Below are 24302 nucleotides of genomic sequence, written 5' to 3' on the forward strand. Positions count from 1 at the left end.
CCACGACGGCCCGCCTCCACCATGATCATGCCGCCCCGGACCAGAGACACCCAAAACAGGAAGGTCGGGCCCACCGGTATGGCGGTGATCAAGAGGTTCGCGTCACGGCGCGGCCGTTATCTGACGCCAACCTCTTGATCAACTCTGGAAGGGGGGTGGAATCAGTTCGGGGAGGGGGTGGAGGCCAGCGCCGTCGCGAGGCGGCGGAAGAACGCGCGGATGTCGTCCTCGCTGTGGTGTGTCTCGGCCTGGTCGTTGAGCGGGCCTGCGTAGCGCAGCGCCTGGTCGAGCGCGTCCCGCGTCTCGGCCCGGTCGCCCGGGTAGAGGCCGGCGGTCACCCCGTCGGCGACCCGGGTCACCACCGCGTCGTCGAGCGCCCTGTCGAACTGGACCCCGTACAGGATCCCGTTGACGTGGCCCTTCCAACTGTCCGTACCCATGCTCGATGACTCCCCTAGAAGATCCGGCTGCCGTCCCAGCCCAGGATCGGAACCCCGCCCACGCCGTTGCGCTTGAACTCGGCGTCGAGATTGGCCATGTGGCCCACGTCGGGCTGGTAGTGACCGCTGCGCGCCGTCGCGTACTGGACCCTACCGTCCTTCACGACCAGCTCGCCGGCCGCGGCGACCGGATTGCCGTTGCCCAGTGTGGAGTGGTGGAAGTCGCCGACCTTCTGGTAGTTGGACGCGTAGAGATTGCCGTTGCGGTCCATCACGAAGATCGCCTGGCCGTTGCCGCTGAACACGGTCTGGGCACTCGACGTGTCGAACGGCTCCCCGTTGCGCGCGCTGCGCAGCACACCGTTGCTGTCGAAGAACACCCGGTGCTGTTCGAGTTCCTCGGGGCTGAGCCGGCGTACGGCCGTCGGGAAGTGCCCGCCGGGCAGGTGCTCGTTGCGGTACTTGTCGAGCATCGGCTTGGTGTTGGGATAGCGCTCGGTCGTGTGCGGGCCGGGCACGCCCCGCCGCCCCGGACCGCCCCGCTTCGCGCCCTTGCGGGTGAAGCGGCGCAGCAGCGTCTTCGCGCGCTTCAACAACTGCGGGATGATCTCCTTGACGACCTTCTCGATGACCTCTTTGATGATCCGCTGGATCGCCATCCGGGCCACGCCGATCGAGACGGGGATCTGGGCCAGCGAGGCGCCGAAGCTGGGCGCCGCCGCCGCCAACGCGATCGCCACCTGGATCACCAGGATCGTCAACTGGACGATCACGAGGATCTTCTGCGTCAGCGTGATGATGGCCATGACCAGCAGCGCCATGCCGATCAGTTCGGCCGCCTGGGCACCGTCCTCCATGCGGCGCGGCGCACCCTCCTCGGCCTGCCACGCCTGCTCGAACGCGCGGATGTCGTCGCCGCTGTTGGTCGTCCCGACCTGCGCCGCGCCCGCCTGTGCCTCGCCGACCGCCGTCCGCAGCCGGCCGGCGAACGCGAACCAGAGCTGGGATGCCTCGAACAGCAACTCCTCGTCGGCGGTGGGCCAGGTGAAGCCGACCCAGCCCAGCGCCTCGGCCAGCTCAGGAGGAAGCTGCATACCCACCGGGCAGCTCCATCCTCGTGAAGAGTTCCGCGTTGGCGATGTCGGTCGCCTCGTGCGCGTCGGCGCTGAGGTCCAGGTTCTCCGCGGCCTCGGTCAGCTGGTCGGCCATCGACCGGTAGACGTCCAGCGCGTGCGTCAGGACCTCGACGTACACGGCGCCGAAGAGCGAGCCCGCCTCGTCGGCGCCCCAGGGGTTACCCGACCCGTTCACCGTCGATTCGAGGCCGCTGACCGCCTCGCCGAGTTGCTGACCGGTCGCCGCGAGCGACGCCGCCGCGGCGTGCAGGGCGTCGACGTCGACTTCGATCCCGTCGGACATGGCTCAGCGACGATCCATCCGGCGGGTGGCCGCGTCCAGGTCGCCGATCATCTGCTGGAAGCCACGGAACGCCTCCTGGGAGACGCGTTCGAGCTGCTGGGTCAGGGCGGTGCCGTCGACCTGCGCCCCGGCCGTCACGTCGGCCCGGCGTGCACGCTCGTCGGCCTGCGCCGCCTGCACCGCCTCCAACACGTACTCGGCGATCACCGTCGTGCCGGCACGGGAGAGGCTCGGGTCGATCACCAGACTCCGCAGGGCGCCGAAGGCGGCGACCTCCGCCTCGACGAGACCGTCCCCGCCGGTGCCCCGGCCGATCATCTGCTCCGCCGAGGGCACGGACCCGTCGACATCGCCGGACTGCGCCGCCACCGCGCCCGAGGCCTGACCGAGCAGGCGCATCGCGTCCTCGAGTGACCGGCTCAGGCCGGACGGATCGATACCACTCGCCATGCTCGTCACCCTCCGGTCCGTGATCCACCGTCGGTGCACGACCGTACCAACGCGACACCCGTACGACTGCCCCGCCGGTCCGCTGTGGATCTACCGCCAGGAGGTCAGGATCTCCTCGACCGGTACGACGTCCCGCTCCGGATCGGGCGCCGGAACCGGCGGGCCGGCAGGCGTACGGTCGAAGCGCGGCGCGGGCGCCGGTTGCACCTCCCCGTCCACCTCGACGAACGTGCCCCGGGCCGCGTTGTGCGGATGCCGGTGCGCCTCAGCGGGGGTGAGCACCGGGGCGACGCAGGCATCCCGGTCGGCGAAGACCGCCGTCCACTCGTCCCGGGTCCGCTCGGCGAACCGTTCGGTGAACCGTCGCCGCAGCTCGTCCCAGCCGCTCGGGTCGTACTGCTGCGGCAGGTCCTCCCCGGCGAGGTCGAGACCCGCCAGCAGTTCGCCGTAGAAGGCCGGCTCCAGCGCGCCGACGGCCATGAAGCCACCGTCGGCGGTGGCGTACGTGTCGTAGAAGGGGGCTCCGCCGTCGAGCAGGTTCCGGCCACGCGGGGCCGCCCACAGCCCGGTGCCGAGCAGCCCGTGCAGGAACGAGGTGAGCAGCGCGGAACCGTCCACCATGGCCGCGTCGACGACCTGACCGAGGCCCGAGCGTTCCCGTTCGAGCAGCGCGGCCAGCACGCCCACGGCCAGCAGCATGCCGCCACCGGCGAAGTCACCGATCAGGTTCAACGGCGCGTGTGGCCGCTCACCGGCGCGGCCCAGCGGTTCCAGCGCCCCGGCGACCGCGATGTAGTCGATGTCGTGGCCGGCCCGGTCGGCCAGCGGACCGTCCTGACCCCAGCCGGTCATCCGCGCGTACACCAGACGGGGGTTGCGGTCCCGGCAGACGTCCGGGCCGAAGCCGAGCCGCTCGGCGACCCCCGGCCGGTACGCCTCGACCAGCACGTCCGCCCGCTCGACGAGGCGCAGTAGGTCCGCCACACCGGCCGGGGACTTGAGGTCCAGCGCGATGACCCGACGGCCGCGCTGCAACGGCCCTCCGCTCGGCGCGGCCAGCCGACCGGCACCCGGGCCACCCGGTCGGTCGACGCGCACCACGTCCGCTCCGAGGTCGGCGAGCACCATGCAGCCGAACGGCGCCGGAGCGAGACTGGCCAGCTCGACCACCCGTACGCCGGTCAGCGGCCCGCCCGCCGCGCTCACGCGACGCCGACCGGCGCGGCGAGCCGGTCGACCAGGTCGCCGGGGGGTGTGAACCGGTCGCCGTACCGGTCGGCCAACTCGGTGGCCCGCGCCGCGAAGCCGGCCGGCCCGCCCGCGTACTGCCGGAGGTAGCGGATCACGCCCCCGGTCCAGGCGGGGAAGCCGATGCCGAAGATCGAGCCGATGTTGGCGTCGGTCTCGGTACGCAGCACCCCCTCGTCGAGGCAGCGCAGGGCGTCCAGCGCCTCGGCGAAGAGCATCCGCTCCTGGAGGTCGGTGAACGGCACCGCCCGGCCCGCGTCGGTGGTCAGGTCGGCCAGGCCGGTCCACAGCCGACCCCGTTCGCCGCCGTCGTAGGAGTAGAAGCCGCGACCGCCGGCCCGGCCCGGCCGGTCGTACGCGTCGACCAGTTCGTCGACGAGGCGGTGCGCCGGCAGCGGCCGGTACTCCGCGCTGGCGGCCTCGAACTGGCGGCGGATCCGTTGGATGAGGGTGAGGCTCACCTCGTCGGCCAGCGCCAGCGGCCCGGTCGGATACCCGGCCTGAAGGGCGGCCTGCTCCACCGACGCGGCGGGGACGCCCTCGGCGACCATGCCGACCGCCTCGTCGATGAACCGGCCGATCACCCGGCTGGTGAAGAAGCCGCGGCCGTCGTTGACGACGATCGGGGTCTTGCCGATCCGCCGGCCCAGGTCGAACGCCCGCGCCAACGCCGCGTCCCCGGTCTGCTCGCCGACCACGATCTCCAGCAGCGGCATCCGGTCCACGGGTGAGAAGAAGTGCATGCCGATGAAGTCGGCCGGCCGGTCCACCCCCTCGGCCAGCCCGGTGATCGGCAGCGTGGAGGTGTTGGAGGCGAGCAGCGCGTCCGGCGCGAGCACCGGCAGCACCTCGGCGAACACGCTTTTCTTCAGGGCCGGGTCCTCGAAGACCGCCTCGATGACGGCGTCGCAGCCGGCCAGCGCGTCCACCTGGTCGGTGGTCGTGATGCGGTCCAGCACCGCGCGGGCGTCCGCCTCGGTGGCGCGGCCCTTGCGGACCCGGCGGGCCAGCAGCCGTTCGGCGTGCTCCCGGGCCCGGCCGGCGGCTTCCGGGGAGACGTCCCGGACGACCACGTCCAACCCGGCGTCCGCGCAGGCGTACGCGATGCCCGCGCCCATCATCCCGGCTCCGAGCACCGCCACCCGTCGTACCGGCGGAACGTCCACGGAGGGTCGGGCCGCGCCACCGTTGACGGCCCTCAGGTCGAAGAAGAACGCCCCGATCATGTTCTTGGCGACCTGGCCGGTCAGCAGGCCGATCAGGTGCCGGGTCTCCACGGTCAGCGCGGTGTCCACGTCCACCTGCGCGCCCTCGACGGCGGTGGCGAGGATCGCCTCCGGCGCGGGCAGCCGCGCCCCCTTGAGCTGCTTGCGCAGCGTGGCTGGGAACGCGGGCAGTTGCGCGGCGAGGGAGCGACTGGCCGGGGTGCCACCCGGCATCCGGTAGTCCGGCCGGTCCCACGGCTGCTTCGGGTGCGGGTTTGCGGCGATCCAGGCGCGCGCCGACTCCAACAGTTCCGCCTCGGTCGCGACCACCTCGTCGACGATCCCGGCGGCCAGGGCGTCGGCCGGGCGCATCCGCCGGCCGGTGAGCAGCACCGTCGTCAACGCGGTGGCCAGGCCGAGCATCCGTACCGTCCGGGTGACCCCGCCGGCCCCGGGCAGCAGGCCCAGAGTCACCTCGGGCAGCCCGAGCCGGCTGCCGGGCGCGTCCAGCGCGATCCGGTGGTGGCAGGCGAGCGCGATCTCCAGACCGCCGCCGAGCGCCGAGCCGTTGACCGCCGCGACGACCGGCTTGCCCAGCGTCTCCAACCGTCGCAGGTCCCGCTTGATGGTGCCGAGCAGGTCGGCCAGCGCGGGCGCGTCGTCGCGGGTGGCCTTGATCATCTCGGGCAGGTCGCCACCGGCGAAGAACGTCGACTTCGCGCTGGTCACGATGACCCCGACGAGGTCGGGCTCGGCCTCCAACCGGTCGAGCGCCGCGCTCATCGACGTGACGTACGCCCGGTTCATGGTGTTTGCGGACTGGTCGGGATCGTCCAGGGTGAGCGTGACGATGCCGTCGTCGGCGCGGTCGTACCGGATGGTGTCGGTCATGGTCGTCCTCCCGGTCGGCAGCGCTCGATCACGGTGGCGACGCCCATGCCGCCGCCGATGCACAGGGTCACCACGGCACGGCGGAGGTCGCGGCGTTCCAACTCGTCCAACGCGGTGCCGAGCAGCATCGCTCCGGTCGCGCCGAGCGGGTGGCCGAGGGCGATCGCGCCACCGTTGACGTTCACCCGGTCCGGGTCGAGGCCCAGGTCACGGACGTACTTGAGGACCACCGCCGCGAACGCCTCGTTGATCTCGAACAGGTCGATGTCGTCGAGGGTCAGACCGGCAGCGGCGAGCGCCTTGCGGGTGGCCGGGATCGGGCCGGTCAGCATCAGCGTGGGGTCGGCGCCGCTGACCGCCGCGCCGACGATCCGGGCGCGCGGGCTGAGGCCGAGGTCCCGGCCGACCTGCTCGGAGCCGATCAGCACCAGCGCCGCGCCGTCCACGATGCCGGACGAGTTGCCCGCGTGGTGGACGTGCTCGATCGCCTCCAACCAGTGGAACTTCTGCAACGCGACAGCGTCGAAGCCGGCCGCCTCGCCCATCGTGGCGAACGACGGGGTGAGCCGGGCCAGCGCCTCCCGCGTGGTGTCCGGCCGCAGATGCTCGTCGACGGAGAGGATGTCCAGCCCGTTGCCGTCCCGGACCGGCACCACCGAGCGGGCGAAGTGGCCTCCGGCCCACGCCTTGGCGGCCCGCTCCTGCGACCGCAGCGCGTATCCGTCCACGTCGTCACGGGTGAAGCCCTCGATCGTGGCGATCAGGTCGGCGCTCACGCCCTGCGGCACGAACGACGTGGCCAGCGCGGTCTGCGGATCGGTGGCCCAGGCCGCGCCGTCGGACCCCATCGGCACCCGGGACATCGACTCCACCCCGCCAGCCAGCAACAGGTGCTCCCACCCGGAGCGGACCCGTGCGGCGGCGGAATTGACCGCCTCCAAGCCGGACGCGCAGAACCGGTTGAGCTGCACCCCACCCACATGGTCGGGCAGCCCGGCCAGCAGCGCGGCGGCCCGCGCCAGGTCGCCGCCCTGCTCGCCGATCGGCGTGACGATGCCCAGCAGCAGGTCCTCCAACCGGGCGACGTCGAGGCCCGGGTTGCGCTCGCGCAACGCGTCGATCAGGCCGACCACCAGCGAGATCGGTTTGACCCCGTGCAGCGCGCCGGTGTCCCGGCCGCGTCCCCGCGGGGTGCGGACCGCGTCATAGACGTACGCCTCAGAGGGCACGGGCGATCAGCTCCTTCATGATCTCGTTGGTGCCGCCGTAGATCTTCTGCACGCGGGCGTCGGCGTACATGCGGGCGATCGGGTACTCCGTCGTGTAGCCGTAGCCGCCGAAGACCTGGAGGCACCTGTCGACGACCTCGCACTGCCCGTCGGTGAGCCACGACTTCGCCATCGCCGCCGTCGCCACGTCCAGGTCGCCACGGATGTGCCGGGCGACGCAGTCGTCCAGGAACACCCGACTGACCCGGGTACGGGTAGCGCACTCCGCCAGCACCATCCGGGTGTTCTGGTGACCCATCAGCGGCTTGCCGAAGGCGGTGCGCTCCTTCGCGTACGCGACGGTCAGCGCGACCGCCCGTTCCATGGCCGCCACCGCGCCGACGCCGATGACCAGGCGCTCCTGCGGAAGCTGCTGCATCATCTGGACGAAGCCCAACCCCTCGACGCCGCCGAGCAGGTTGCCCGCCGGCACCCGGAACTCGTCGAAGAACAGTTCGGCGGTGTCGTTGGCGTGCAACCCGATCTTGGACAGCAGCCGGCCGCGCCGGAACCCCTCGGGGTCACCGCCCACCTCGCAGACCAGCAGCGAGATGCCGGCCGCCCGCTGCTCCGGGTCGGTCTTCACGGCCACGATGACCAGATCGGCCAGACCGCCGTTGGTGATGAACGTCTTCGCCCCGCTCACCAGGTAGTCGTCGCCGTCGCGGACCGCCCGCGTCCGCATCGCCTGAAGGTCCGAGCCGCCGTCCGGCTCGGTCATCGCGATCGCGCCCACCAGCTCACCGCTGCACAGGCCGGGCAGCCACCGTCGCTTCTGCTCCTCGCTGCCGTACGCCACGAGGTAGCCGGTGACGATCCCACTGTGTACGGCGAGCCCGAGGCTGCCCTCCCCGGCGTACGCCTGCTCGTGCAGCACCACGGCCTCGTGGGTGAAGTCGCCGCCCCCGCCCCCGTGCTCCTGCGGGACGGACAGGCCGAGGAGCCCCAGCTCGCCGGCGCGCCGGTAGTGCTCGCGGTCCGGGTGCCCCTGTGTCGACAGACGTTCGGTGTGCGGCAGCACCTCCTTGGTGAAGAAGGTGCGGGCCAGCTCGGCGAGGTCGTCGTGTTCCGGTTCGCGCCAGGGCGCGTCGGGCGTGGACATGTGCATCACCCTCGCGCCCTGTTGGCAGCATGTCAATAAGCCCTGACGCGTTGATCGACTCCGCTTCCGTGAAGTCGGGCCGTCCGCCCGAGCGGACACCCCGCCTTACAGGAAACCGAGTCGATCAAGTAGCCCGGACGCGTGATCCACTCCAGGTCGGCGAGGTGGCGGTATTCAGGCGATCGGATACGCCCAGATCGGCGATCTGGAGTGGATCACGCCGGACGGGCGCTACTCGGCCTCGTCGCCGTCGGTCGGGCGCGGCGGGCGGTGCTCGGCGATCCAGGCCTCCACGTCAGCACGCAGCCAGACCTTCATGCCTCGCAGTTCCTGGTAGGGCTTGGGGAAGCTCGGCCGCATGGCGATCTGCTGAAACCTGCTCCGGGACACGTTCAGCCGTTGACCGATCTCATACGGCCCCATCAGCTCGCCCGGCCCCTTGTCGCCCACACCTGGACACTAGGCACGTTCGCGTATCCCCGATCGGCCCTCCCCGAAAGGGGGTCCCCATATTGACAGGGGTGCTCGATCGGGTGAGAGTAGTCGTCAGAGGCGGCCTTCGGCGGATCGGGCCGGGTGGGCGCGGTCCTGCGAGAGGTGGGCGTGATGGATCAGGCGACGGAGTTGGCGTGGTTGCGGGAGCGGGTCGGGGGACTGGAGACGGCGTTGCACTGCGCGCGGCGCGAGCTGTTCGACCTGCGGTGCCGTCTGGCGTTGATCGGCCGGGTGGTGCAGGACGTCGACCGGGTCCAGCGCGCCCCGGGAGTCGCGGTCGGTGCGATCAACGCGGCGCTCTACTCCGAGACGTCGAACCTGCGGCACCTCGGCCGACACCTGGTCCGCCGCCGACGGCTGCGGTGATCAACGCCCTTAACGAGCGCGCGCCCCACCGGATCCACCGGGCGTCGATGGAGGCGGTGGGGCGCGGGCGGCCTAGCGTGGGTGCTTCGGCGGTGTCGGGAACTGCCTCAGCAGCACCGCCACCTCCTGGCGGAGCTTGCCGAGGTAGGGGTGGAAGGCGTCACCGGGGCACTCGGTCGGATCGGCCCCGATGGTCGCCCAGTCCCGGTGGCCGGAGATGACGTCGACCTTGCCGCTGGCTCCGCTGACCGGGTTGACGTAGTCGGTCCGGCCGGCGGGGGCGAGCCGACCCGCGGCGGCGAGGCCCGCCAGGACGAACACCAGTGACCGGTGCGCCGCGGCGCTGGGCTGCTGGGACGTGAACCGGCCCAGCAGGCAGATGCCGATGTTGCCGGCGTTGTAGCCGCCGACGTGCGCCGCGTTGACCATGAGCGGCCGACCGTCGCTGCCGAGGCCCGGACCGTACACCGGGAGGGGTCCGGGGTCGGAGTAGCGGCCCTCGTAGATCCGTCCCGCCTCGTCGATCAGCAGGTGGTAGCCGATGTCGCCGAACTCCTGAAGGACGCACTGGTCGTAGTAGATGGCACGGACCGTCGCGGCCGGGTCCGGGTCCTCGTTGTGCTCGTACACGCCGCTGTGGTGGACGGTCAGCGTCTGCACCGGAAAGAACTCGGCGGGCCACAGTTCGCTGCCGTCCTCGGCGAAGCGGAGCGACTCGTCGGCGCCCCACCGTGACCGGGACAGGTACGTCGGCTTTCGGCCACCTCGTGGAGCGGGCAGGCTGTTCGTCTGCGGGTTGACGACCGTCCGCCGGGGCCCGTCGACCATGTTCAGTTCGGCGACGGTGGCGTCGGAGCCGTCGGAGGTCTGGACCTCGTACGCGGTGGCGCCGTTGGCGACCACGACGTTGGAGCGGGCCGACGCCGTGGCGCCGTCCCGGCCGTTCTGGCACGCGTTCAGTTCGAGCCACTCGCTCCAACCCTTGCCGGTACGCAGGCGCACCGCCGCCGACGGGCCACCGTGCCGGATGGACAGGTGGGTCAGCGGGATGGCCGGCGAGGTCACCACCGTCCTGCTCATCAGGCGACCGCGCGGGGCGGCCAGCGGCGACGTCACTTCGATGGAGGTGGACGGCGCCGCTGTCGCGGACCCGGCGAACGTGCCGGCGGCCGAGAGGCCCACCGCCGCGCCGGCCGCGCCGTAGAGGACTCGACGTCGAGAAACCACGATTGTGCTCCCTTGCGTGATGCGCCAGGTGGCAGCCGGCATGCCGGCCGTCGCCCGCGCCGTGGTGCCCTGGCCGGCCCTTGGGGCACGCCGCCAGGATGGGGCTCGAAAGATGCTAATGCGGCACTCTGGACGATTGGTTTATTTCCCGGGAATAGCCGTATCGGCTGATTACTCCCGGTAATCAACGGCAGTCGACCGGGCGGGTGCAACTAGGGTCGGGCAGATGAGTGTCGAGACCGCTCCTCGCCGTCGCCGGTTGGAGCCGGACGCCCGGCGCGGCCAGATCCTGGCCTGTGCGGTCCGGCTGTTCGGCGAACGGCCGTACGGGGACGTGTCGACCACCGACGTGGCCCGGGAGGCGGGCGTCGCGCGAGGGCTGGTCAACCACTACTTCGGCACGAAGAAGGACCTCTACCTGGAGGTCGTCCGGGTGATGGTGACCATTCCGGAGGTTGCCCTCGAACGGCTGCCCAAGGGGGATCTGCGGACCCGGGTCGACGCCAGCGTCTCGTGGTTCCTCGACGTGGTGTCCCGACACAGCACGTCCTGGCTGGCGGCGGTCACCGCGCGGGGGATGGGCGGCGACGCCGATGTGGAGCGGGTGCTCGCCGAGGCCGAGGAGGTCGCCGCGGACCGCATGCTCGTCGCCGTCGGCCTGGCGGGCGAGGCCGAGCAGCACGAGGAGTTGCGCGGGATGGTCCGGGCGTACTGCGGGCTGGCCACCTCGACCGCCCGGGAGTGGCTCCAGCGCGGCGCGCTCACCCGCCCCCAGGTGCACCTGCTGCTCGCCACCACGCTGCTGACGATCGTGGAGCAGGTCATCCCGCAGGTCATCGCGGCCGAGGAACTGGCGCGCGAGGTCTAGGGCGTCGGCGCGTGCCGGTCGTGGGATCAGGCGGCCCGACGGTCGCCGGTCCGCGCGGCCGGGGCGGCGTGCCGGTCGGCGGCCTGCGCGGGGTACGCCCCCGCGTTGACCACCCGCAGCGGCCGTTCGCCCTCGTCGGTGCCGAATCGCCAGCGCGACGGCGTCGGCTGCCGCTGCGGGGCGGGCCCGCCGGGACGCAGCCCGGGGCGGGACAGCAGCACGGTGATCAGGTAACCGACCACCAGGAAGCCGTGGCTGACCAGCCGTTCCCCGCTCACCGAACCGGTCGCCAGGTCGTTGACCGAGAGCAGCAGCAGCGTGCCGACGAAGGCGCTGAGCATCGGCAGCAGGCCCGACGGCGGGCTCCGGCGTACCGCCACGAAGAGGAAGCCGGCCCCGACCGCCACGTTCCAGGCGGCCGACTCGTGCCACAGGTGCTGGCCGGAGGCGTGCAGGTGGTCCGCGGTCTCTCCCCGGCCCACCTGGGCCAGGCCGAGCACCAGTTGGACCGCGCCGAGCAGCCCGAGTGCCGCGCGCAGCCCGACGACCAGGGCGCCGCGTCCGGGCACGTGGGGCCGCCACCGCGACCGGCTGGCCGCGGGCGCGTCAGCCGCGCCGGCAGCGCCGCCGATGGCGGCCAGGATCGCGTCGGTCCGGTCGGGGACATCGGTGACCAATCGGGTACGAACGCGGCGCGTCACCGCCGCCGCCGTCGCGAACCACGCCCGGCACGTGGCGCACTCGTCCAGGTGCCCCTGCGCCGCCGCCCGTTCGGCGGCGGTCTCCTCCCCGTCCAACTGCGCGGACAGGATCTCCCGCCACTGCTCACACCCCATGTGTGGGTAGTCGGTCCGTGCGTCGCTCCGGTTCCCGGCCGTCGTCACCCGTTGTGGAATACTCGCCCGATCATGACGCGCTACGGCCTGCTGATCCTGCCCGCCACCAACCGGGTGTACGCCCGCTCCGCCATCGACCTCACCCGCGCCGAGCTGGAGATCTTCGGCCGATCGGCGCTCGACGGTCGGATCGGCGAGCTGGACACCGAGGTCGTCGGCGGCGCGACGTACGTCACGTTCGCGGGTGACGGGCTGACCGAGCGGGACCTGGCCGTCCTGGGCAACCTCTCCGCCGGGTATGCGTTGTTCGAGATCGTCGGTGACCTGCTGCGCCCGGTCGAGTGGAGTCGACTCGACCGGTACGACGACGACCTGCTCACCATCCAGAAGTACGCGGGCAAGACCAACGAGCAGTTCACCAAGCTGCTGCTCAACGTCACCCTGCTCGCGTCGGACTGGGCCGGCGAGCTGACCGACCGCCGGTTCCGGGTGCTCGACCCGCTGTGCGGTCGGGGCACCACCCTCAACCAGGCTCTGATGTACGGCTTCGACGCGGCCGGCATCGAGCGGGACCAGAAGGACGTCGAGGCGTACCGGGCGTTCGTCACCACCTGGTTGAAGCAGAAGCGCGTGAAGCACCGGGTGCTGGAATCGGGACCGGTGCGCCGCGAGCGCAAGGTGGTCGGCCGGCGGGTACGCATCGAGTTGGCCCCGACCCGCGAGGAGCACAAGGCGGGCCGCACGCAGTTGCTGGACGTGGTGAACGCCGACACCACCCGCGCGGGCGAGTTCTTCCGGCCGGAGACGGTCGACCTGGTGGTCGCTGACGCCCCGTACGGCGTACAGCACGGCAGTCGTACCGCCGACAAGGGCTTGTCGCGCGACCCGCTGGCGCTGCTCGCGGACGCCGCGCCGGTCTGGGCGCGGCTGCTGCGACCCGGCGGCGCGCTCGGCATCTCGTGGAACACCCACGTCGCGAGCCGCGACGACGCGGCGGCGGCCCTGGCCGACGCCGGCCTGGCCGTGGTCGACGACGAGCCCTACCGCGCGCTGCGGCACCGGGTGGACCAGTCGATCATGCGCGACGTGCTGGTGGCCCGCCGCCCGGCCTGACCGGCCCGGCTCCTCTCCGTCTCCACCTCGGTTCTGTGCCGCGTTTCACCTGATCAGACGCGGGCGTGAAAACCGCGTCAAGAAAAGGCGCACCCCCGTCACGGTCGCGTTATGACCCGTGCCGCGCGGCGGTCACCGGGGCTTAGCTTGCCGGGCGCGATCGGAAGGCGGTCGCGACGAACCTTTCCGGTAAGAGGAGTCAGCGTGTCTGACGTGGTGTTCGTGGTCCTCACGGTGGCGCTGTTCGCAGTGCTCGCCCTGGTGGTCCGGGCGGTGGAGAAGCTGTGAACGCGGTCAACGCCGTCGGTCTGGTGCTCGCGATCGTCCTGGGCGCGTTCCTGGTGTTCGCCCTGCTGTTCCCGGAGCGCTTCTGATGACCATGACAACAGCGGGCGTCATCTTCGTGCTGACGCTGGTGGCGGCCCTGGTGGCCGTCTACAAGCCGTTCGGCGACTACATGTTCCGGGCCGTCTCCGGCACGAAGCAGTCGCGGATCGAGCGGGGGATCTACCGTCTGGTCGGGGTCAACCCGGCCGGCGAGCAGACCTGGGGCGTGTACGCCCGCAGCGTGCTCGCGTTCTCGGCCGTCTCGATCCTGTTCCTGTACCTGTTCCAGCGGGTGCAGAACCACCTGTGGCTGTCGCTGGGCTTCGACCCGGTGGTGCCGCACGGCGCGTGGAACACGGCCGTGTCGTTCGTGACGAACACGAACTGGCAGTCGTACTCGGGTGAGTCGACCATGGGCCACCTGGTGCAGATGGCCGGCCTGGCCGTGCAGAACTTCGTGTCGGCGGCGGTCGGCATCGCGGTGGCGGTCGCGCTGGTGCGCGGCTTCGCCCGTAGCCGCACCGGGCAGCTCGGCAACTTCTGGGTCGACCTGACCCGGATCGTGCTGCGCATCCTGCTGCCGCTCGCGGTGCTCGGCGCCATCGTGCTGATGATCGGCGGGGTGGTGCAGAACCTTTCCGGCGGCACCGACGTGAGCACGCTGACCGGCGGCACCCAGACGATCACCGGCGGCCCGGTCGCCAGCCAGGAAGTGATCAAAGAGCTGGGCACCAACGGCGGAGGCTTCTACAACGTCAACAGCGCCCACCCGTTCGAGAACCCCACCACCTGGACGAACTGGCTGGAGATCTTCCTGCTCCTGCTGATCCCGTTCAGCCTGCCCCGCGTCTTCGGCCGGATGGTCGGGCAGAACCGGCAGGGCTACGCCATCGCCGCGGTGATGGGCATCCTCGCCTTCCTCAGCGTCGCCATCACCAACGTCTTCGAACTGGCCGGCCACGGCACGGTGCCGCAGGCGGTCGGCGCGGCGCTGGAGGGCAAGGAGGTGCGGTTCGACGTCTCGAACTCGGCCACCTTCGCCGCCGCCACCACGCTCACCTCGACCGGAGCGGTGAACTCGTTCCACGACTCGTTCACCTCGCTCGGCGGCATGATGACGATGGTCAACATGATGCTCGGCGAGGTCGCGCCGGGCGGCACCGGCTCGGGCCTCTACGGCCTGCTGATCCTCGCGGTGATCACGGTCTTCGTGGCCGGTCTGATGGTCGGTCGCACCCCCGAGTACCTGGGCAAGAAGATCGGCTCGCGGGAGATCAAGTTCGCCTCGCTCTACTTCCTGATCACGCCGATCCTGGTGCTCGTCGGCACGGCCGCGGCGTTCGCCACCGGCAACAACTCCACGGCGCTCAACGTCGGCCCGCACGGCCTCTCCGAGGTCCTGTACGCGTTCACCTCGGCCAGCAACAACAACGGGTCCGCCTTCGGCGGCATCACGGTCAACACCACCTGGTGGGACACCGCGCTCGGGTTGTGCATGCTGCTGGGCCGGTTCCTGCCGCTCATCTTCGTGCTCGCGCTGGCCGGATCGCTGGCCCGCCAGGCACCCACCCCCGCGTCCGAGGGCACCCTGCCGACCCACCGACCCCTGTTCATCGGGATGGTCGTCGGCGTCACGGTGGTCCTCGTCGCGCTGACCTTCCTGCCCGCGCTCGCGCTCGGCCCGCTGGCAGAGGGGCTCTGAACATCATGAGGAACGAGGACATGTCCGTGACATCCGGGCAACTCGCCGCCGGCGGCAACCGGATCGGCGGGGGACTGCTCGACCCCCAGCAACTCGTCCGGTCCCTGCCGGACGCCGTCCGCAAGCTCAACCCGGCCACCCTGTGGCGCAACCCGGTGATGCTGATCGTGGAGGTCGGCGCGGCGTTCACCACCGTCCTGGCGGTGACCGACCCGTCGGTGTTCGCCTGGGCGATCACCGCCTGGCTGTGGCTGACCGTGATCTTCGCGAACCTGGCCGAGGCGGTCGCCGAGGGCCGGGGCAAGGCTCAGGCCGCGACACTCCGGCAGGCGAAGAAGGACACCATCGCCACCCGGCTGGTCGACTGGAAGCCCGGCGCGCGGGCCAACACCTACCGCGACGAGGCGGTGCCCGCGCCGGAACTGCGCCAGGGCGACGTCGTCCTGGTCGAGGCCGGCGGGATCATCCCGGGCGACGGCGACATCGTCGAGGGCATCGCCAGCGTCGACGAGTCGGCCATCACCGGCGAGTCGGCCCCGGTCATCCGCGAGTCCGGCGGAGACCGCAGCGCGGTCACCGGCGGCACCAAGGTGCTCTCCGACCGGATCATCGTGAAGATCACCCAGAGGCCGGGGGAGAGCTTCATCGACCGGATGATCGCCCTGGTCGAGGGTGCCAACCGGCAGAAGACCCCGAACGAGATCGCGCTGAACATCCTGCTCGCCGCGCTCACGGTCATCTTCCTGCTGGCCGTGGTCACCCTCCAGCCGCTCGCCATCTTCTCCAAGGCGTACCAGGCCGCCGCGCCGGACAGCGGGGCGATCACCGGTTCCGGCGTGACCGGGGTCGTGCTGGTCTCGCTGCTGGTGTGCCTGATCCCCACCACCATCGGCGCGCTGCTGTCGGCCATCGGCATCGCCGGCATGGACCGCCTCGTCCAGCGCAATGTGCTGGCCATGAGCGGTCGGGCCGTCGAGGCGGCCGGCGACGTCAACACCCTGCTGCTGGACAAGACCGGCACCATCACGCTGGGCAACCGGCAGGCCGCCGAGTTCGTCCCGGTCGAGGGGGTGGACGCCGCCACCGTGGCGGACGCCGCCCAGCTCTCCAGCCTGGCCGACGAGACCCCGGAGGGGCGCTCGGTGGTCGTCCTGGCGAAGAACGAGTTCGGGCTGCGCGAGCGGGAGCCCGGTGTCATGCCGCACGCCACCTTCGTACCGTTCACCGCGCAGACCCGGATGAGCGGCGTCGACCTGACCCCGGACGCCAGCGTCGACGGCGGCGCGTCGGGCGCCGGCCGCCGGGTCCGCAAGGGCGCCGCCGCGGCCGTCATGAAGTGGGTACGGGAGAACGGCGGCCACCCGACCGAGCAGGTCGGCGAGATCGTGGACGCGATCAGCGGCACCGGCGGCACCCCGCTCGTCGTCGCCGAGCACGTCGACGGTGAGCCGGCCCGCGCGCTCGGCGTCATCCACCTCAAGGACGTCGTCAAGTCCGGCATGCGCGAGCGGTTCGACGAGATGCGCCGGATGGGCATCCGGACCGTGATGATCACCGGCGACAACCCGCGTACCGCGAAGGCCATCGCCGACGAGGCCGGGGTGGACGACTTCCTGGCCGAGGCGACGCCGGAGGACAAGCTCGCGCTGATCAAGCGGGAGCAGGAGGGCGGCCGGCTGGTCGCGATGACCGGTGACGGCACCAACGACGCGCCGGCGCTCGCCCAGGCCGACGTCGGCGTCGCCATGAACACCGGCACGTCGGCCGCCAAGGAGGCCGGCAACATGGTCGACCTCGACTCCGACCCGACCAAGCTCATCGAGATCGTGGAGATCGGCAAGCAGTTGCTGATCACCCGGGGAGCGCTGACCACGTTCAGCATCTCCAACGACATCGCCAAGTACTTCGCGATCATCCCGGCCATGTTCGCCGGCCTCTACCCGAGCCTGGACGCCCTGAACATCATGCGGCTGGCCAGCCCGGAGTCGGCGATCCTGTCCGCCGTCATCTTCAACGCCCTGGTGATCATCGCGCTGATCCCGCTCGCCCTGCGTGGCGTGCGGTACCGGCCGGCCGCCGCGTCGAAGCTGCTCAGCCGCAACCTGCTGGTGTACGGCCTGGGCGGCATCATCGTGCCGTTCATCGGGATCAAGCTCATCGACCTGCTCATCCAGTTCGTCCCGGGGATTTCGTGATGCGCCTACCCACCTGGATCGCCCAACACCTCGCCGCCCTGCGCGCCCTGCTCGTCTTCACGGTGCTGCTCGGCCTCGTCTACCCGCTGGCCCTGGTCGCGCTCGGTCAGCTGCCCGGCCTGCACCACAAGGCGGACGGCTCGCTGGTCACCTCGGGCGGCACGACCGTCGGCAGCTCGCTGATCGGCCAGTCCTTCACCGACGCGGACGGCAACCCCGTCGCCCGCTACTTCCAGTCCCGCCCGTCGGCCGCCGGCGACGGCTACGACCCCACCTCCACCTCGGCCAGCAACCTCGGACCGGAGAGCGTCGTCGACACGATCGCCGCCGACCCGGAGGAGTCCAGCGAGAGCCTGCTCACCCAGGTCTGCGCGCGCAGCAAGGCCGTCGGCGAGCTGAACGGCGTCGACGGCAGCCGGCCCTACTGCACCGCCGACGGGGTGGGCGCGGTCCTCGCGGTCTTCCGCGCCGACGGTCTGACCGGCCCGGTCACCCGGGTGGTCAGCGTCAACCAGGTCGCCCCGGCCACGCCGTTCGTTCCCTCGTACCAGGGGGTGCCGGTGGAGCTGGCCCAGCCCGGCGAGGACTACGTCGCGGCCGGCGGGGTGGTCACCCCGATCCGGGGGGACGCGCCGGCCAACCCGGCGGTACCCGCCGACGCGGTCACCGCCAGCGCCAGCGGCCTCGACCCGCAGATCAGCCCGGCGTACGCCGAGGTGCAGGTCAACCGGGTCGCCCGGGAGCGCGGCGCGGACCCGGCGGCGGTCCGCAAGCTGGTCGAGGAACACACCGACGGCCGTGGGTTGGGCTTCATGGGTGCGCCCGGCGTCAACGTGCTGGAGCTCAACCTCGCCCTCGACAAGCAGTTCGCCGCACGCTGAGCACATCGCGGGCGGGGTCGTGCCGACCGGGCACGGCCCCGCCCGCCACCTTGACCAGGGAGGATGGTTCCCGTGCCACGCGGAGAACTACGCATCTACCTCGGGGCCGCTCCCGGCGTCGGCAAGACGTACGCCATGTTGGAGGAGGCCCAGCGGCGTGCCGCGCGCGGCACCGACGTGGTGATCGGCTTCGTGGAGACGCACGGCCGGCAGCACACCGCCGCGATGATCGGCGACCTGGAGCAGGTGCCGCGCCGGACGATGACCTACCGGGGCGTCGAGTTCACCGAGATGGACGTGGACGCGGTGCTGGCCCGCCGGCCGCAGATCGCCGTCGTCGACGAGCTGGCCCACAGCAACGTGCCCGGCTCCCGGCACGACAAGCGCTGGCAGGACGTCCAGGAGCTGCTGGACGCGGGCATCGACGTGCTGTCCACGGTCAACGTGCAGCACCTGGAATCGGTGAACGACGTCGTCGCGCAGATCACCGGGACCACCCAGCGGGAGACCGTGCCGGACGAGATCGTCCGCGCGGCCGAGCAGGTCGAGCTTGTCGACATGACCCCGGAGGCGCTGCGTCGGCGGATGGCGCACGGCAACATCTACCGTCCCGACAAGATCGACGCCGCGCTGGGCAACTACTTCCGGGTCGGCAACCTCACCGCGCTACGCGAACTGGCGCTGCTCTGGCTGGCCGACAAGGTCGACGAGCAGCTCGACCGCTACCGCAACCAGCAGGGCATCGCCGCCACCTGGGAGGCCCGCGAACGCGTCGTGGTGGCGCTGACCGGCGGCCCGGAGGGCGAGACGCTGATCCGCCGGGCCGCCCGGGTCGCCGCCCGCAGCAAGGGCGCCGACCTGCTCGCCGTGCACGTGGCCCGCAGCGACGGCCTGGCCGGCGCCGACCCGGCCCAGCTCGCCCGCCAGCGGGTGCTCGTCGAGAGCCTGGGCGGCACGTACCACCAGGTGCTCGGCACCGACGTGCCGGCCGCGCTGCTCGACTTCGCCCAGGGCGTGAACGCCACCCAACTGGTGCTCGGCGCGAGCCGCCGGGGCCGCCTCGCACAGGTCTTCGCCCGGGGCGTCGGGGTGACCACCACCGCGCTGTCCGGCTCGATCGACGTACACCTGGTCACCCACAAGCAGGCCGGCAAGGGCCGACGGGCGGCGGCCGTGCCGGCGGCGCTGTCCCGACGTCGCCGGCTGTTCGGCTTCGGCCTGGCGGTGCTCGGCATGCCGCTGCTCACCCTGCTGCTGAAGACGCTGCCCGACCTGACCCTGACCAACGACATCCTGCTGTTCCTCGCCGGGGTGGTCGGGGTCGCGCTGGTCGGCGGGGTGTGGCCGGCGCTGGTCGCCGCGCTCGGCGGGTCGCTGCTGCTCAACTGGTTCTTCACCCCGCCCTACCGGACGCTCACCATCGCCGAGGCCGACAACCTGCTCGCGCTCGCCGTCTTCGTCGGAGTGGCCCTCGCGGTGAGCTGGATCGTCGACGTGGCCGCCCGGCGGACCCGCGAGGCCGCGCGCGCCGCCGCCGACGCGCAGACCCTCGCCGCCGTCGCCGGTGGGGTGCTGCGCGGCGAACGCCCGCTGGCTGCCCTGCTCGACCAGCTCCGGGAGACGTTCGGACTGCGCGCGGTGAGCCTGCTGGAGCTGGCCGAGGAGGCGAGCGGCCGTCCCGAGCGGGCCCGCGAGGAGCACGCCTGGTGCGTCGTGGCCAGCGTCGGCGAGCAGCCGGCCTGCACACCCGACGACGGCGAGACGGCGGTACCCGTCGACGAGCGCATCACCGTGGTGCTCAGCGGCCGGCGGTTGGAGGCCGCCGACCGGCGGATCGTCGAGGCGTTCGCCGCCCAGGCCGCCGTCGCGCTACGCCAGGAACGGCTCGCCGAGGAAGCCGCCACCGCCCGGCCACTCGCCGAGGCCGACCGGATGCGCACCGCGCTGCTCGCGGCGGTCAGCCACGACCTGCGTACGCCCCTGGCGTCGGCAAAGGCGGCGGTGACCAGCCTGCGCAGCCACGACATCGAGTTCGACGAGGCCGACCGCGAGGAGCTGCTGGAGACCGCCGAGGAGTCGCTGGACCGTCTCGCCCGACTGGTCGCGAACCTGCTCGACATGAGCCGCCTCCAGGCCGGCGCCCTGGGCATCACGGCGACCACCATCGGCCTGGAGGACGCCGTACCCCTGGCCCTGGACGAACTTGGCCCGGCGGCCGCGACGGTCGCCACGGACATCCCGGCGGACCTGCCCGCGGCCACCGCCGACCCGGGCCTGCTGGAACGGGTGCTGGTCAACGTCATCGCCAACGCGCTGCGCTACAGCCCGCCCGATCAGCCGCCCACGATCACCGCCAGCGCGCACGCCGGCCAGGTCGAGCTGCGGATCATCGATCGTGGGCCCGGCATCCCGGAAAACCAGTGGGAGCACGTTTTCCTGCCGTTCCAGCGCCTCGGTGACCGGGACAACCAGACCGGCGTCGGCCTCGGGCTCGCCCTGTCCCGGGGGTTGGCCGAGGCCATGGGTGGCAGCATCACCCCCGAGACCACCCCCGGCGGTGGGCTCACCATGGTTCTGCGGCTGCCCGCCGCCGCCCAGAGCAGCCCGGAGGAGCCGCAGGAATGACGCGCATCCTGGTCGTCGACGACGAACCGCAGATCCTGCGGGCGCTGCGGATCAACCTGCGCGCCCGCCGGTACGACGTGGACGTCGCCGCCACCGGGGCCGCCGCGTTGAAGGCCGCCGCCAGCCACCCGCCCGACCTGGTGGTCCTCGACCTCGGCCTGCCCGACATCGACGGTGTCGAGGTGATCCGCGGTCTGCGCGGCTGGACCGCCGTACCGATCATCGTGCTCTCCGGCCGGGCCGGCAGCGAGGACAAGGTCGCCGCGCTCGACGCGGGCGCCGACGACTACGTGACGAAGCCGTTCGGGGTGGAGGAGCTGCTGGCCCGCATCCGCGCGGTGACCCGGCGGCTCGGCGCGCCCAGCGAGGCCGTGCCCGCGCTGCGGATCGGCCGGCACACCGTCGACCTCGCCGACCACCGCGTGTGGGCCGACGACGACACCGAGGTCAAGCTGACGCCCACGCAGTGGAGCGTGCTGGAGAAGCTGCTGCGCCACCCGGGCAAGCTGGTCAGCCAACGCCAACTACTCCAGGAGGTGTGGGGGCCGGAGTACCAGAACGAGACCAACTACCTGCGGCAGTACCTGGCCCAGCTCCGGCGCAAGTTGGAGGACGACCCGGCCCGCCCCCGCCACCTCATCACCGAGCCGGGCATGGGCTACCGCTACCGCCCCTGACCGTTGACACCCGCGCGCGGAGATTGAAGAATTTCGCTAGCAGCGGCAGCGGCGTGCTTCTGTAACCGTCCCCTCCGGTTACCCCCTGGGAGTTCGCCGTGTCCCTGCCCCTGTCCCGTCGCCGGCTGTTGACCGCCGGCGGTGCCGGCCTCGTCCTGGCCGGCCTGGCCGACCCCTTCCGCGCCGGTCCCGCCCGCGCCGCCGTCACCACCGCCGACCTGGTCGTCTACGGCGCCACCTCCGGCGGGCTGGCCGCCGCGATCACCATGCGCCGGCTCGGCCGCACCGCCGTGGTGATCGAGCCCACGAGCCACGTCGGCGGGCTGAGCACCGCCGGACTCGGGGCCACCGACACCGGCGTCCAGGCGTCCATCGGCGGGCTGGCCGCCGAGTTCTACCGCCGGGTGTACGTCAAATACCACGGCGGGACGCTCACGCCCACGTCCCCGCTGCGGATGACCTTCGAACCGCACGTCGCCACCGAGATCTTCGCCGAGATGCTGGCCGAGGCGGGCGTCCCGGTGGTCGTCGGGGCCCGGCTGTCCAGCCTCGGCCGCACCGGCAACCGGATCACCGAGCTGCGCACCGAGGACGGGTCGGTCTACTCCGGCGGGGTGTTCGTCGACGCCACCTACGAGGGTGACCTGATGGCCATGGCCGGGGTGGGATTCACCGTCGGGCGGGAGTCCAACGACACCTACGGCGAGACGATCAACGGGGTGCAGTCCGGCAACACCCACCAGTTCGTCTACCCCGTCGACCCGTACGTGACGGCCGGCTCGCCGGCCAGCGGCCTGCTGCCGGGCATCTCGGCCACGCCGCTCGCCCCGCGTGGCAGCGGCGACGACCGCATCCAGGCGTACTGCTTCCGGATGTGCCTCACCCAGGCCGCGAACCGCATCCCGTTCGGCAAGCCGCCCGGATACGACCCGATCCGGTACGAACTGCTGCTGCGCCACATCCAGGCGGGTTACACCGGGCCGTACTTCACCACCCACTCGATCGGCGGCGGCAAGACCGACTCCAACAACAACGGCGCGGTCTCCACCGACCACATCGGCCTCAACCACGCCTACCCCACGGCGAACTGGGCCACCCGGGAGAGCATCATCGCCGACCACCGCACGTACCAGCAGGGGCTCATGTGGTTCCTGGCCAACGACCCGCGGCTGCCGGCGACCGTGCGTGACTCGACCGCCCGGTGGGGCCTGCCCGTCGACGAGTTCACCACCACCGGGGGCTGGCCACCGCTGCTCTACATCCGCGAGGCCCGCCGGATGGTCTCCGCGTACGTGATGACCGACGCCGACTGCCGGGGCCGGGTACGCGCCACCGACTCGGTGGGCCTGGCCAGCTACACCATGGACTCGCACAACTGCCAGCGCGTGGTGGTCGACGGCAAGGTGCGCAACGAGGGGGACGTGCAGATCAGCGTCCCGCAGCCGTACCCGGTGAGCTACCGCGCGATCGTCCCCCACCAGAACCAGTGCGCCAACCTGCTCGTGCCCGTCTGCCTGTCCGCCAGCCACATCGCGTACGGCTCGATCCGGATGGAGCCGGTGTTCATGATCCTCGGGCAGGCGGCGGCCACCGCGGCATCGCTGGCGCTCACCAACGACCTCGCCGTGCAGGCCGTCTCCGTACCCGCCCTCCAGGCCCGGCTGCGCCAGGACGGCGCGGTGCTCGACTGGGGGACGCCCGGCGAGGTGATCGTCGACAACGCGGCGACCAGCGGGATCACCCGGGCCGGGACGTGGCTGCGCAGCACCAGCATCGGCGGCTACTACGGCGCGGACTACGAGCACGACGGCAACACCGCCAAGGGCGTCAACCGGCTGCGGTTCCGTCCGACGCTGCCGACCACCGGCTCGTGGACCGTGCACCTGCGCTGGACCGCCGACCCGAACCGGGCGACGAACGTGCCGGTGGACGTCGCGTACGCGGGTGGGGTGACCACCCGTACCGTCAACCAGCGGCAGTCCGGCGGCCAGTGGGTGTCGATGGGCACCTACCCGTTCACGGCGGGCAGCGACGGGAGCGTGCTGATCCGTACGGAGGACACCGACGGCTACGTGGTCGCCGACGCGGTGCGCTTCGTACCGGCCTGAACGGGCGCGGTCGGCGCGGCCCGGTCACCGACGCTCGGGCAAAGCGGCGGCGCCACCAGCAGGGGATCGACCTGGATCCGGTCGATGCCGAGCGGACGCAGCATGCCGCGCAGCGCCGACTCGCACAGCTCCTCCCACTGCTGGTCGGCGCCCATCGCGGTGACCAGCAGGTCGGACCGGGTGAAGGCGATACCCACCCGCTCACCCTGCGGCGTGCGCCCGGTCCGCACCGTACCCACCGGCCGTCCCGGCAGCTCACGCACCGGTACGGCGTAGATCGTCGGGCCGTCGCCCACGGCGGTCGTGTCCACGGCGGCGGGGCGACTCATGCGGCGGACACCGTCCACGCCGGGACGCCACCGCGTGGCCCGGCCGGCCCGGACAGGTCGAGCGCGCGGAGGATGTAGTTGGCCTCGGCCACCTCCACCCCGGCGCGCAGACGCAGGTCGGCCACGGCCCGGTGCAGCACGGTCACGCTCGGCGCGGAGAGCCGCACCACGGCGTCGACGTCGGCGGCGATCCACCACGCGTCGACGGCGCACGGCTCGTGCCGCAGGTGCTCGACCAGGTGGCTGCCGGGCGCGGCCGGGCCGAGCCGGACGCTGACCAGCGCCTCGTGCCGGCGTTCCAGCCCGTCCGCGCCGGAAGCCGGCTCGACCGGGTCGGTGTCGGGCGGTAGGTTCCCGCGTTCCCAGCGTGTCATCCGCCAAGGACTCATGGACCCATCGTCACTGCCCGAGGTCGGCGCGGGGCACGTCGATACGGCGTTTGGACGGGCCTGCGTCGAATCTTGACGCGCCCTTCACGCGGCGGAACCGCTACCGCATGCGGCGGCTTCCCCGGCGGCGCGCGGGCGCGT

The 24302-nt window shown here is 71.9% G+C and carries 23 protein-coding genes; 10 read left to right on the forward strand and 13 right to left on the reverse strand.

The features are described 5' to 3' along the window. Positions 1–161 precede the first annotated feature (161 nt). The 9 genes from ACTFTM_RS03870 to ACTFTM_RS03910 all read right to left on the reverse strand — a co-directional run bounded on the left by ACTFTM_RS03870 (position 162) and on the right by ACTFTM_RS03910 (position 8473). Positions 162–440: a hypothetical protein gene (locus ACTFTM_RS03870; protein WP_449564484.1), complete on the reverse strand. Its 279-nt coding sequence runs from the start codon at positions 438–440 to the stop codon at positions 162–164. 14 nt (positions 441–454) lie between these two features. Continuing rightward, positions 455–1534 carry a WXG100-like domain-containing protein gene (locus tag ACTFTM_RS03875; RefSeq protein WP_449566532.1) on the reverse strand — a complete coding sequence of 360 codons (1080 nt, stop codon included), beginning with the start codon at positions 1532–1534 and terminating at the stop codon, positions 455–457. Beyond that, on the reverse strand, positions 1518–1859 hold the full coding sequence (locus ACTFTM_RS03880; RefSeq protein WP_449564485.1) for a WXG100 family type VII secretion target: 342 nt from the start codon (positions 1857–1859) through the stop codon (positions 1518–1520). Before ACTFTM_RS03880 ends, ACTFTM_RS03875 begins: the two co-directional genes overlap by 17 nt. 3 nt (positions 1860–1862) lie before the next feature. Then, complete coding sequence (locus ACTFTM_RS03885) at positions 1863–2309, reverse strand: YbaB/EbfC family nucleoid-associated protein (RefSeq protein WP_449564486.1); 447 nt, start codon at positions 2307–2309, stop codon at positions 1863–1865. A 90-nt stretch (positions 2310–2399) separates the two neighbouring features. Further along, a complete protein-coding gene (locus ACTFTM_RS03890) occupies positions 2400–3515 on the reverse strand; it encodes a CaiB/BaiF CoA transferase family protein (RefSeq protein WP_449564487.1) in 1116 nt (371 codons plus the stop codon). Next, entirely contained in the window at positions 3512–5653 is a 2142-nt protein-coding gene (locus ACTFTM_RS03895) for a 3-hydroxyacyl-CoA dehydrogenase NAD-binding domain-containing protein (protein ID WP_449564488.1), read from the reverse strand. Before ACTFTM_RS03895 ends, ACTFTM_RS03890 begins: the two co-directional genes overlap by 4 nt. Then, complete coding sequence (locus ACTFTM_RS03900; protein ID WP_449564489.1) at positions 5650–6882, reverse strand: acetyl-CoA C-acetyltransferase; 1233 nt, start codon at positions 6880–6882, stop codon at positions 5650–5652. The genes ACTFTM_RS03895 and ACTFTM_RS03900 overlap by 4 nt, the downstream gene beginning before the upstream one ends. Beyond that, positions 6872–8023, reverse strand: a complete 1152-nt coding sequence (locus tag ACTFTM_RS03905; RefSeq protein ID WP_449564490.1) for an acyl-CoA dehydrogenase family protein — start codon at positions 8021–8023, stop codon at positions 6872–6874. Before ACTFTM_RS03905 ends, ACTFTM_RS03900 begins: the two co-directional genes overlap by 11 nt. A gap of 231 nt (positions 8024–8254) precedes the next feature. After that, positions 8255–8473, reverse strand: a complete 219-nt coding sequence (locus ACTFTM_RS03910; protein ID WP_341870175.1) for a helix-turn-helix transcriptional regulator — start codon at positions 8471–8473, stop codon at positions 8255–8257. Between the two features lie 156 nt (positions 8474–8629). Between ACTFTM_RS03910 and ACTFTM_RS03915 the strand changes: the two genes are divergently transcribed. Further along, on the forward strand, positions 8630–8884 hold the full coding sequence (locus tag ACTFTM_RS03915) for a hypothetical protein (RefSeq protein ID WP_422738028.1): 255 nt from the start codon (positions 8630–8632) through the stop codon (positions 8882–8884). Positions 8885–8956: 72 nt separating this feature from the next. Here ACTFTM_RS03915 and ACTFTM_RS03920 read toward each other — a convergent pair whose 3' ends face one another. Then, a complete protein-coding gene (locus ACTFTM_RS03920; RefSeq protein ID WP_449564491.1) occupies positions 8957–10111 on the reverse strand; it encodes a peptidoglycan recognition protein family protein in 1155 nt (384 codons plus the stop codon). A 226-nt stretch (positions 10112–10337) separates the two neighbouring features. Here ACTFTM_RS03920 and ACTFTM_RS03925 point away from each other — a divergent pair, with 226 nt between their 5' ends. Next, positions 10338–10979, forward strand: a complete 642-nt coding sequence (locus ACTFTM_RS03925; RefSeq protein WP_449564492.1) for a TetR/AcrR family transcriptional regulator — start codon at positions 10338–10340, stop codon at positions 10977–10979. A 26-nt stretch (positions 10980–11005) separates the two neighbouring features. On the opposite strand, the gene ACTFTM_RS03930 is transcribed toward ACTFTM_RS03925, so the two are convergent. Further along, positions 11006–11815: a zf-HC2 domain-containing protein gene (locus ACTFTM_RS03930; RefSeq protein WP_449564493.1), complete on the reverse strand. Its 810-nt coding sequence runs from the start codon at positions 11813–11815 to the stop codon at positions 11006–11008. Positions 11816–11887: 72 nt separating this feature from the next. Here ACTFTM_RS03930 and ACTFTM_RS03935 point away from each other — a divergent pair, with 72 nt between their 5' ends. The 8 genes from ACTFTM_RS03935 to ACTFTM_RS03970 all read left to right on the forward strand — a co-directional run bounded on the left by ACTFTM_RS03935 (position 11888) and on the right by ACTFTM_RS03970 (position 23443). Next, complete coding sequence (locus ACTFTM_RS03935) at positions 11888–12928, forward strand: TRM11 family SAM-dependent methyltransferase (protein ID WP_449564494.1); 1041 nt, start codon at positions 11888–11890, stop codon at positions 12926–12928. Positions 12929–13212: 284 nt separating this feature from the next. Then, the gene (kdpF, locus tag ACTFTM_RS03940) at positions 13213–13302 is read left to right on the forward strand and encodes a K(+)-transporting ATPase subunit F (RefSeq protein ID WP_036390805.1); all 90 of its coding nucleotides are present in this window, start codon (positions 13213–13215) and stop codon (positions 13300–13302) included. Beyond that, positions 13302–14957: a potassium-transporting ATPase subunit KdpA gene (kdpA, locus tag ACTFTM_RS03945; protein WP_449564495.1), complete on the forward strand. Its 1656-nt coding sequence runs from the start codon at positions 13302–13304 to the stop codon at positions 14955–14957. The genes kdpF and kdpA overlap by 1 nt, the downstream gene beginning before the upstream one ends. Before the next feature lie 20 nt (positions 14958–14977). Next, positions 14978–17152 carry a potassium-transporting ATPase subunit KdpB gene (gene kdpB, locus ACTFTM_RS03950; RefSeq protein WP_449564496.1) on the forward strand — a complete coding sequence of 725 codons (2175 nt, stop codon included), beginning with the start codon at positions 14978–14980 and terminating at the stop codon, positions 17150–17152. Beyond that, the gene (locus ACTFTM_RS03955) at positions 17152–18033 is read left to right on the forward strand and encodes a potassium-transporting ATPase subunit C (RefSeq protein ID WP_449564497.1); all 882 of its coding nucleotides are present in this window, start codon (positions 17152–17154) and stop codon (positions 18031–18033) included. The genes kdpB and ACTFTM_RS03955 overlap by 1 nt, the downstream gene beginning before the upstream one ends. A gap of 72 nt (positions 18034–18105) precedes the next feature. Further along, positions 18106–20658, forward strand: a complete 2553-nt coding sequence (locus ACTFTM_RS03960) for a DUF4118 domain-containing protein (RefSeq protein ID WP_449564498.1) — start codon at positions 18106–18108, stop codon at positions 20656–20658. Beyond that, positions 20655–21335 carry a response regulator gene (locus ACTFTM_RS03965; protein WP_449564499.1) on the forward strand — a complete coding sequence of 227 codons (681 nt, stop codon included), beginning with the start codon at positions 20655–20657 and terminating at the stop codon, positions 21333–21335. Before ACTFTM_RS03960 ends, ACTFTM_RS03965 begins: the two co-directional genes overlap by 4 nt. 98 nt (positions 21336–21433) lie before the next feature. Further along, positions 21434–23443: an FAD-dependent oxidoreductase gene (locus ACTFTM_RS03970; RefSeq protein WP_449564500.1), complete on the forward strand. Its 2010-nt coding sequence runs from the start codon at positions 21434–21436 to the stop codon at positions 23441–23443. On the opposite strand, the gene ACTFTM_RS03975 is transcribed toward ACTFTM_RS03970, so the two are convergent. Both ACTFTM_RS03975 and ACTFTM_RS03980 read right to left on the reverse strand, forming a co-directional pair. Beyond that, a complete protein-coding gene (locus ACTFTM_RS03975) occupies positions 23404–23772 on the reverse strand; it encodes an SAV_915 family protein (protein WP_449564502.1) in 369 nt (122 codons plus the stop codon). The genes ACTFTM_RS03970 and ACTFTM_RS03975 overlap by 40 nt on opposite strands. Further along, positions 23769–24161 (reverse strand): hypothetical protein, encoded by a 393-nt coding sequence (locus ACTFTM_RS03980; RefSeq protein ID WP_449564503.1) that lies wholly within the window; start codon positions 24159–24161, stop codon positions 23769–23771. The genes ACTFTM_RS03975 and ACTFTM_RS03980 overlap by 4 nt, the downstream gene beginning before the upstream one ends. Positions 24162–24302 lie beyond the last annotated feature (141 nt).

The sequence above is a fragment of the Micromonospora sp. RB23 genome (assembly GCF_053585025.1).